The following is an 8,057-nucleotide window of genomic DNA, read 5'->3' as shown; positions in this document are numbered from 1 at the left end:
GAACCCAAGCTGATCGATGGCGCGCTGACTTGGAAGCCGGGCGCTGGCAAAAGCCTGAATGAAAAGATTATACGCCCCGCGTCGGATCCATTCCAGGAAACCGGCGGGCTCAGCCGCCTCGTCGGTAACTTGGGAACGGGTGTCATGAAAATCTCCGCCGTGGCTCCGGAACACCGGGTCGTCGAAGCCCCGGCGCGCGTGTTTCATGAACAGGATGACGTGAAGGCCGCCTTCAAGGCTGGCGAGTTCAACGAGGGCGATTTTGTGATCGTGGTTCGGTTCCAGGGGCCGAAAGCCAATGGGATGCCGGAACTGCACAGCCTGACGCCGATACTGGGTATCATGCAGGGCCGCGGGCAGAAGGTCGCGCTGGTCACCGATGGCCGCATGTCTGGCGCGTCAGGCAAGGTGCCGTCGGCCATCCACGTCTGCCCCGAGGCGCTGGATGGAGGTGTGATCGCGCAAGTGCAGGATGGTGATCTGATCCGTGTTGATGCGGAAGCCGGGCAGCTTGAAATTCTGACCGAAGGTGTGCTTGACCGTCCCCACGCCACCGCCGATCTTTCGGCCAATCATTGGGGGGTGGGGCGCGACATGTTCCACGCCTTCCGCAATACCGTCGGGTCCGCCAATACTGGCGCAACCGTATTTGGAGACTTTTGAATGCTGACTGCCAAAGCCGCTGCCGTGCGTGCCCGTGAAATCTGTGACCTTGCGCCGATTGTGCCAGTGCTCGTGGTGGACGATGTCGCCCATGCCCAACCTCTGGCCGAGGCGCTGGTGGCAGGTGGCCTGCCCGCGCTTGAAGTGACTTTACGCACGCCAGCTGCATTGGACGTGATCGCAGCGATGTCCAAAGTGCCGGGTGGGGTTGTCGGCGCCGGCACGCTGGTCACGCCGGATGATGTGAAAGCGGCCAAGGAGGCTGGTGCGCAATTCGGGGTATCCCCGGGTGCAACCGAGGCGCTGATCGCCGCCTGCGAAGCCGAGGAGTTGCCGTTGCTGCCGGGCGCTGCCACCGCATCCGAGGCGATGGGATTGTTTGAGCGAGGATATGACATGCTCAAATTTTTCCCCGCCGAAGCCTCGGGCGGTGCGCCTGCCTTGAAGGCGATTGGTGCACCGTTGCCCCAGATCTCTTTCTGCCCGACAGGTGGGGTAAGCATGGCCAATGCGGATAACTATTTGAGCCTGCCCAACGTGGTCTGCGCTGGCGGATCATGGGTGGCGCCCAAGGACAAGGTTGTGGCCGGAGATTGGGCCGGAATCGAAGCTTTGGCGAAAGAAGCTGCGGCCTTGCCCCGCTAAGGATGGCCGCGCTTGGGATGATGTTCCTGATCCCGTGCGGCTCGTACAGCCTGCAGGAAACCGACGTTGTTGGTAAAAGCCTACGTATCAAAGCGCACGGAACACACCATCCGATCACGTTTCGGACATGGCACGGAAATGGACGAAACACGCTTTACTCTCTACTACTGAGGGAATGGGCTGGGAGAGGAGACCGTGTCGATGTTCAAACGTTGCCTTCTGACCGCTGCGATAAGTGTTTGTGCGGGTGCCCTTTGGGCGGACACCACGGATGAAAGCAGCGCCAGTGCGTCTATTGATGTCGAAGCGGCAGAGTCGATCTTTCGAAAATCGTGCCGCGCCTGCCATGGCAACAAGGCGCAAGGCGCCTCCAGCTATCCTGCGCTGGCTGATCTGGAGCCGGCTTACATCGCCACTCAGCTTGAACGGTATCGCGCCGGCGAAAAGATCGGGCCCAATTCGATCCTGATGATCTCTCACGCCAAGAGGCTATCTGACGAAGATATCGCCAATATTTCGGTTTATGTGGCGACCGCATTCGACTGAACATACGAATGCGAATGTCGCATCGGCATAAAGTTGCCCTAACGTAAGCCAAACATTGACCGGCGTATGGTACGACCATACCGTGAAAGTCTGGCTTGTCCGGACATAAAAACAAAGAGCACCCTCCGGATGGCGAATGACACCATTTAAGGGAGGAAACTATGTCCGGCTTTATCACGCATTCCAAACTATCGGTCATCGCATCACTGCTTGCGGCGACGGCCATTTCTTCATCGCCTTTGCTGGCCCAGAGCGGCATGAACACCACCAGTCTGACGCACGAGGTTGTGCTGGACGGGCTTGAAAACCCCTGGGACATGGCGTTCCTGGGTGATGGCACGATGCTGTTTACGGAAAAGTGCAAGGGACTGTCCGTGCGGATGCCGGATGGGACGGTAAACGCCCTCTATGGCGTTGCTGAAACGGCGGGATATGCGGCCAATGGGGCTGACCTGTTCTGTGAAGGGCAGGCGGGCATGATGGGTGTCGCCTTTGACCCCGACTTTGCCAACAACCGGCGCATATATGTCTATTCGACGTCGAACATGTCGGATCCACACACCAACCGGCTGATGCGTTTTACGGTCGGCGATGACTTCACCAGTGTATCGGACCGGACGGATATCATTGACGATGTGCCCTACAAGATGGCGGCGTCCGATCACCCGTTTGGTGGCCCCGGTGCTCACAATGGGGGTCGCGTGAGGTTCAGCGCGGATGGCGCATTGTGGCTGACCACAGGTGACACCCATAATGGCGAGGTGCCGCAGAGCCCGACAATGATGGGATCGAAAGTGATCCGGATCGACACTGACGGAAACGCTCATACCGACAACAGCCCGCCCGAGGGCTTTGATGCGCGGACCTATACCTATGGGCACCGCAACGTGCAGGGCATCGCGTTCCACCCCGAGACGGGGCAGGCCATCACGGCGGAACATGGGCCATGGCATTCGGACGAAATCACCATTCTGGAAAACGGTGGCAATGCTGGCTGGGATCCGCGCCCGAACATGGCGGGGCGTGCCGATTGCCCGGATGACTACTGCGGTTACAGCCCCAACCAGGAAGAAGGGATGAACCGGTACGAGCGCGCCGCCTACATGCCAATGACTGATTTCGACACCTATCCGGACGCCATGCCCCCGGTGTGGAACAACAATGGTTGGTCGCAGGGTATGTCCTCGGCTGCATTCCTGGATGGAGACGCCTGGGGCGATTGGAACGGCGCAATGGTTGTCGGCATAATGGGGATCGGTTTTGGCGGTACGCCCATTGGTCAGCGTCTCGACGTGATCCATTTCAACGAGGATGTGACGGATGTGGAGGACGTGACCGAAATGACCCTGCCCATGGAGTCGGGCCGGTTCCGGTCAGTCGTGATGGGGCCGGATGGCAGCCTGTACACGTCCATCGACGAAGGTACGATCTACAAACTGACGCCCGGCGGCTAATCCGGGAAGACCAGCGTTTCGGGCAGTACGAAGCGCTGGTCGTCCACCCGAATACGGTAGGTGCCATCGGTCAGCTGCCATTCTGTATCCGTTCCGACCCCTGACATGGTTGCACTACCGCGCAGGAATGCGCTGTCCGAGAATGTCAGGATGCGCGCAAAGCCGTTTGGGAAGGTGACGACCACCGCGGCTGATCCCGCCACGCGGGCGACGGCAGCGTCACAGGTGCCAAGGGCCTGTCCGACCTCTTGCGCGCAGCGTACTTGGCCTTGAGCATCGAATTGACCGGACTTGGCGCGTTTGATGGCTGTTTTGCCATCGGCTTGGGCTGAGGCCGGAGTGACCGCGATCAAGAGTGCTGCGGTGACTGCTGCGCTGCGCATCTTCGTCCCTCCTGACGGATCGGGATATTATCGCGGCAGCAATGCCGTCCAGCAAGATGCTTTGACATGGAACGAAAAAAGCCGCCCCGATTGGAGCGGCTTTGTCTTTTACGTGGTGTGGGTGCTTTAGAAGCCCAGACCAGCGTATTTGTTCTTGAACTTGGACACGCGACCGCCGGTGTCCATCAGGCGGGACGAACCGCCTGTCCATGCGGGGTGCACGGAGGGGTCGATGTCGAGCGACAGTTGGTCGCCTTCCTTGCCCCAAGTGGATTTCATTTGAACCACGGTGCCGTCCGTCATCTTGACGTCGATGATGTGGTAGTCGGGATGCGTATCGGCCTTCATGCCTCGGCTCCTTCGGACTTCTTGGGTTTGTAGTTGGCGACTTCCGCGATCCGGGCCGATTTGCCGCGGCGGGTGCGGAGGTAGTACAGTTTGGCGCGACGCACGCGACCGCGGCGGACCACGGTGATGCTGTCGATGTTGGTTGAAAACAGCGGGAACACACGTTCCACGCCTTCGCCAAAGGAAATCTTGCGAACGGTGAACGAACCGGCGATGCCCGAGCCGTTGTTGCGGGCGATGCAGACACCTTCGTAGTTTTGCACACGGGTGCGCGTGCCTTCGGTCACCTTGTAGCCGACGCGGATGGTGTCACCGGCTTTGAAGTCGGGGATGTCTTTCCCCAGGGCGGCAATCTGTTCCGCCTCTAGCTGTGCGATCAGGTCCATTGACCATCACTCCTATCATGCTCGTGGTTTGCCCACGAAGGTTTGTCGCGCCTAAGAGCTCTGCGTCTTCACCGGGTCCGCCATCGCGCCCGCCAGAGGTCAGGTCATCATTCCTTTTGTTTCGGATGCAGGTGCCGCTGGAAGACACCGAAGAAGGCGCTGCAACACGAGCAACCCAATTCGGATGAACCGAGTCAGGCTGATCGGTGTATAGGCGCAGGTTTAACGGCGATCAAGGGGGTGTGCGGTTAGCGGAAGAGGAACTCGTCGAATGAAGCCGGATCTGTTGCTTCGACGGGTGATTGAGCGCCGGCGAAGCGGGCAGGGAGCGCCTTTCTAAAGACCCAAAGCGGGATCTGATCGGTGGAATACAGGTGGGCTGCGTCGTCGATCAGTGCTGTGGGTGTCGCTCTAGCCCCTTGAATGTCCGTTGCGAGATCAAGGCGTTTGGGAGATGTCGCCCCAACCCGACTGTCTGGGGTTGCGTTATGTGGCTCGAACCGTGTCAGGCGCGGGGCGTTTACCCGATTTTGGGTCTCACCGCCAAACCGCGTGAATGGCTTTTGAGTTTCTGCATTTGCCCCATAGGTCGGTTTTGCGAAGAATTTCAGCATATGTCTGCCCTGTTGCGCCGATATTCTATTTTTTTCGAATTTGCGGCGAAATTGAGCCGAACTTAAATTAATTTTCTGCTCAATGGGTAAGTTTAGCGTGGATTGCGGTGCTTTTCCCACAGATCGGGCCGTCTTTTCCGCGTCAGCTCCTCGGCCATCTGTTGTCGCCATTCCGCCACCTTGCCGTGGTGTCCGGACATCAGCACCTCGGGTATGTCGCGTCCCTCCCACGTGGCCGGGCGGGTGTATTGCGGGTGTTCCAGCAGACCGCCCGAATGGCTCTCCTCGATAGCGCTTTCGGCGTTGCCCAGAACGCCGGGCAGGAGGCGCACGGTGGCGTCGAGCATGGCTTGCGCGGCAATCTCACCCCCGGTCATGACGAAATCTCCGAGAGAAACCTCGGTGATCCCCCAGTGTTCGAGCACCCGTTCGTCCACGCCCTCGAAGCGGCCGCAGAGCATTGTGACGCCATCGCAGCGCGCCAGATCGCGGGCCATGGCCTGATCAAACCGTTGTCCCCGCGGGGACATGTAGAGGATTGGCCAGCGACCGCGGGCGTGGGCCTGTGCCTCGGTCAGTGCCGCGCTGACCACATCGGCGCGCAGCACCATGCCGGCGCCTCCGCCAGCGGGCGTATCATCGACATTGCGGTGCTTGCCCACCCCATGTGCGCGCAGATCGTGGGTGTGTAATTGCCATTTGCCATCCTGCAGCGCCTTGCCGGTCAGGGATGCACCCAGCACGCCAGGGAAGGTTTCGGGAAACAGGGTTACGATTCGGGCCTGCCAGACACCGACAAGGTCGGGAGCTTCCTCCATCAGCGAGGACGGTTTCAATGTCGGTCGGATGGTTTTGCGACCATGGGATTTGGAGGGTGTGGACATAGACGTCTGTTAAGCGATCCGGGGACTGAGGGAAATGGCCGGTATCAGAACAACCCTTCGGGCGGGTCGGCGACGATGCGGCCCGCAGCCAGATCTACGGTTGGTACTGCGGATTTGGTGAAGGGCAAAAGGACGGTTGTGGTGGCCCCCGGCATGTGCACCTCAAGTAGGTCACTGGCGCCGTGGTTTTGTACGGACTTCACGCGGCCCAAGGGTGTGCCGCCAGTGTCGAACACTTCGAGCCCAACCAGATCCGTGTAGTAGAATTCATCATCCGGTAGGTGCGGGAGTTGATCGCGGCGAGCAAAAAGCTGTGTGCCCTTGAGCGCGTCGGCCTCTTCCTTGGTTGCGACCTCGGCGATCCGGGCGACAAAGCCGTTTTTCATTGGGCGTATGAGGGCAAGGGAAAAGGAGTGTTTGCCGTCTTCCGTTGTGAGCGGGCTGTAGGTTTCGATGTCCTCCGGCAGGGCGCAGAACGATTTCACCCGGACCTCACCATGAACACCGTAGGCACCGCTGATCGCGCCGACGCAGATCACATCGTCACTCATTCCAACACACTCCGTTACGCATCACGCCGCCTTGCTCCGTACAATCCTCTGCCCTCTGGCTGCGTTCGAACATCAGGCCCGCCAGGAAGGCGATCAGGATCAGGATAGGCGTGCGGATCAATCCGAACATGGGGCTCACTCTCTGCGGGGCGCTTGGCCATTCGGGGCATTTGCGACACGTTAGCGTGTTTTGTCCAGTCTGTGCTTGCCATGGCGGCACTTGGGCGGCTAGGTGCAGGCCATCCGCGCCCGGAGGTGCGGAAATGGAGATTTTATGTCGGTATAAACGGGCACATGCCCATGGCGTCGTGCAAATGATGCAAGCAGAAACAAAAACGTCGCTTTCGCGACGCTTTTGGTGTGTGCCCTGCCTTTCGCGTTCACTTGGTGTGAACCCTCTCAAATCATTCAATTCTTGACGAAAGGATGGCTATGCCAGACCTCTTTCAGACGCGCCCTGTGCGCGACACTGACATCCCTTTTCTTGCCCTCATTGCCGAGGCCACGCTGTTTCCGGGTGACATGTTGCCCGACATGATGGCGCCCGGCTTGAGCGGTGACAGCGATGACCTTTGGCTTGTGGTCGAACAGGACGGTGTGCCAGTCGGCTTTGCCTTTGTGCAAAGCGAGGCATTGACGGACCGTACGTGGAACCTGCGCGCGATTGCGACTGCGCCTGATCTGCATGGCAAAGGGGCAGGAACAGTGTTGATCCACGCCGTTGAAACGGCGTTGTCCGATGCGCGTCTGCTGGTAATCGACACCACCCAGACGCCGGATCAGGACCGTGCGCGCCGCTTCTACAGCGCGCGTGGATACGATCATGTGGCGACCATTCCGGCGTTCTTTGGGCCGGATGAGGACAAGGTCACATTTACTAAGATGCTGGCCTAACGGTTGGCATGGCATGGGCAGCACTGTCTGCCCATGCCAATTCACTTTTCCCCTTGCATCCCGAATGTGGTGACCTAGGTTTGGAACCAATCAGTTCCAAAAAGCAGGATTTTCAAAATGGCGTGGTTCTACCTTGGTCTGGCGGCCATTTTCGAAGTGACCTTTGCGATGAGCATGAAGTATGCGGATGGGTTCACAAATGCGCGGGCCACTGTGGTGACCATTGTGGCGGTGATCGCAGGGATCGGATTTCTAACTCTTGCCCTGCGCGATCTGCCCGTCAGTGTGGCCTATCCGATCTGGACCGCTGTCGGGACGCTTGGAACCGTCGCCTTGGGCTATACGTTTCTGGGAGAGGCGCTGACGCCGCTCAAGGTGGTTTCGGCCCTTGCCATTGTCGTCGGGGTTGCGGGGCTGAAAATCTCTGCTGGTTAACGGTGTTCGACGATCAGGTCGTGCCGGTGTTCCCATCCGGCACGTTCGAGTTCGGGCGTGTCGGACTGTTCCTCGGGCCAACCGACGCACATGTAGGCGACGAGCGACCAGCCTTTGGGCACGTTGAGATCGCGGCACAATTGGTCGGGGTCGAGGATCGATACCCAACCCATGCCCAACCCTTCTGACCTTGCGGCAAGCCACATGAGTGTGACGGCCCCAACCACGGAATAACGCCGCATTTCGGGCATGGT

General features: G+C 59.4%; 13 protein-coding genes and 1 pseudogene. 6 read left to right on the top strand and 8 right to left on the bottom strand.

All coding sequences use genetic code 11. The annotated features are described in order from the left end of the window. From AC6RA8_RS19560 to AC6RA8_RS19545, 4 genes and pseudogenes are all read left to right on the top strand, one after another. Positions 1-663: pseudogene (locus AC6RA8_RS19560) on the top strand (phosphogluconate dehydratase); the annotation flags it as partial. Continuing rightward, positions 664-1,308, top strand: a complete 645-nt coding sequence (gene eda, locus AC6RA8_RS19555) for a bifunctional 4-hydroxy-2-oxoglutarate aldolase/2-dehydro-3-deoxy-phosphogluconate aldolase (RefSeq protein WP_500355058.1) — start codon at positions 664-666, stop codon at positions 1,306-1,308. 201 nt (positions 1,309-1,509) lie between these two features. Beyond that, positions 1,510-1,854 carry a c-type cytochrome gene (locus AC6RA8_RS19550; RefSeq protein WP_500355056.1) on the top strand — a complete coding sequence of 115 codons (345 nt, stop codon included), beginning with the start codon at positions 1,510-1,512 and terminating at the stop codon, positions 1,852-1,854. Positions 1,855-2,015: 161 nt separating this feature from the next. Continuing rightward, complete coding sequence (locus AC6RA8_RS19545; protein ID WP_500355054.1) at positions 2,016-3,308, top strand: PQQ-dependent sugar dehydrogenase; 1,293 nt, start codon at positions 2,016-2,018, stop codon at positions 3,306-3,308. Here AC6RA8_RS19545 and AC6RA8_RS19540 read toward each other — a convergent pair. The 7 genes from AC6RA8_RS19540 to AC6RA8_RS19510 all read right to left on the bottom strand — a co-directional run bounded on the left by AC6RA8_RS19540 (position 3,305) and on the right by AC6RA8_RS19510 (position 6,604). Then, positions 3,305-3,691, bottom strand: a complete 387-nt coding sequence (locus AC6RA8_RS19540) for a hypothetical protein (protein WP_500355052.1) — start codon at positions 3,689-3,691, stop codon at positions 3,305-3,307. The genes AC6RA8_RS19545 and AC6RA8_RS19540 overlap by 4 nt on opposite strands. A 126-nt stretch (positions 3,692-3,817) precedes the next feature. Next, on the bottom strand, positions 3,818-4,039 hold the full coding sequence (rpmE, locus tag AC6RA8_RS19535; protein ID WP_189368161.1) for a 50S ribosomal protein L31: 222 nt from the start codon (positions 4,037-4,039) through the stop codon (positions 3,818-3,820). Next, on the bottom strand, positions 4,036-4,425 hold the full coding sequence (gene rplS / locus AC6RA8_RS19530) for a 50S ribosomal protein L19 (protein ID WP_500355050.1): 390 nt from the start codon (positions 4,423-4,425) through the stop codon (positions 4,036-4,038). Before rplS ends, rpmE begins: the two co-directional genes overlap by 4 nt. A gap of 248 nt (positions 4,426-4,673) precedes the next feature. Beyond that, positions 4,674-5,039 (bottom strand): hypothetical protein, encoded by a 366-nt coding sequence (locus AC6RA8_RS19525; protein WP_500355048.1) that lies wholly within the window; start codon positions 5,037-5,039, stop codon positions 4,674-4,676. Positions 5,040-5,131: 92 nt separating this feature from the next. Further along, complete coding sequence (gene trmD, locus AC6RA8_RS19520) at positions 5,132-5,923, bottom strand: tRNA (guanosine(37)-N1)-methyltransferase TrmD (protein ID WP_500355046.1); 792 nt, start codon at positions 5,921-5,923, stop codon at positions 5,132-5,134. Positions 5,924-5,967: 44 nt separating this feature from the next. Beyond that, positions 5,968-6,474 carry a ribosome maturation factor RimM gene (rimM, locus tag AC6RA8_RS19515; RefSeq protein WP_500355044.1) on the bottom strand — a complete coding sequence of 169 codons (507 nt, stop codon included), beginning with the start codon at positions 6,472-6,474 and terminating at the stop codon, positions 5,968-5,970. After that, positions 6,467-6,604 carry a hypothetical protein gene (locus tag AC6RA8_RS19510; RefSeq protein WP_500355042.1) on the bottom strand — a complete coding sequence of 46 codons (138 nt, stop codon included), beginning with the start codon at positions 6,602-6,604 and terminating at the stop codon, positions 6,467-6,469. The genes rimM and AC6RA8_RS19510 overlap by 8 nt, the downstream gene beginning before the upstream one ends. Positions 6,605-6,906: 302 nt before the next feature. On the opposite strand from AC6RA8_RS19510, the gene AC6RA8_RS19505 reads away from it, so the two are divergent. Together AC6RA8_RS19505 and AC6RA8_RS19500 are read left to right on the top strand one after the other, a co-directional pair. Then, the gene (locus tag AC6RA8_RS19505; RefSeq protein ID WP_500355041.1) at positions 6,907-7,368 is read left to right on the top strand and encodes a GNAT family N-acetyltransferase; all 462 of its coding nucleotides are present in this window, start codon (positions 6,907-6,909) and stop codon (positions 7,366-7,368) included. Positions 7,369-7,485: 117 nt separating this feature from the next. Then, positions 7,486-7,803 carry a DMT family transporter gene (locus AC6RA8_RS19500; RefSeq protein WP_500355040.1) on the top strand — a complete coding sequence of 106 codons (318 nt, stop codon included), beginning with the start codon at positions 7,486-7,488 and terminating at the stop codon, positions 7,801-7,803. On the opposite strand, the gene AC6RA8_RS19495 is transcribed toward AC6RA8_RS19500, so the two are convergent. Next, positions 7,800-8,057, bottom strand: a 258-nt coding sequence (locus AC6RA8_RS19495) for a nitroreductase family protein (RefSeq protein ID WP_500355039.1), incomplete at its 5' end; no start/stop codon positions are given. The two genes, AC6RA8_RS19500 and AC6RA8_RS19495, sit on opposite strands and share 4 nt — an antisense overlap.

This window comes from Tateyamaria sp., assembly GCF_059783535.1.
The sequence above is the reverse complement of the archived record's forward strand: the minus strand, read 5'-3'. Positions and strand labels throughout refer to the sequence as shown.